Raw genomic sequence first — 586 nt, 5'->3', positions numbered from 1 at the left:
CGTACCAGGTTACAGATAAAGGCTTTATGCTCCTCCTCTTTAACATGATCGATCTCCCCGGACGCTTTACGGTTCTGATAATCGATGATACGGCGTGTCTGTTCACTACTCTCGTCTACTGCTATCAGGAACACGCGGCTCATATTATCCTCGTACAACTCTCCACGTGTCGTACAAGCCAGACTGGCAATAGGACCACGCACCGTCTTCTGACCACTCGTGATCTGACCATTCTCTAACTTAATACTGGTTGCGCTGTTCAGCTCTCCGTTACTCTGCAGCTCACGGAACGCAAACTCTGCTTCCTCACTCAGACCGTCTATGTCTTCTAAGCACAACAACCGGTTCATAAAGTAGCGTTCAGGGTAGTTGTATAACACCTTATCACTTACCCGCGTCAGACGCGTTACTTTCTCCGGTGGCATACAGTCTGATATCTGCTTCAATAACCGCGTCTTACCACTACCACTACTCCCCTGGATCAGTGCATGTAGCGGTGCTGCCATCTTATAGCTCAATGCGACCAACAGTAAAAACAACCGGTTATTGTCTTCCCCTACTATACCTGTCCCACCTAATAACTCAT

The 586-nt window shown here is 48.1% G+C and carries 1 protein-coding gene; it reads right to left on the bottom strand.

Features of this window, described 5'->3' with window-relative positions; genetic code table 11:
- A partial coding sequence (locus tag K1Y79_RS29055) for a hypothetical protein (RefSeq protein ID WP_220253736.1) occupies positions 1-586 on the bottom strand: 586 nt, incomplete at both ends.

This window comes from Chitinophaga rhizophila (assembly GCF_019492185.1).
Lineage (GTDB): Bacteria > Bacteroidota > Bacteroidia > Chitinophagales > Chitinophagaceae > Chitinophaga > Chitinophaga rhizophila.
Note: the sequence above shows the minus strand (reverse complement) of the source record. Positions and strands in the feature narration are given on the sequence as shown.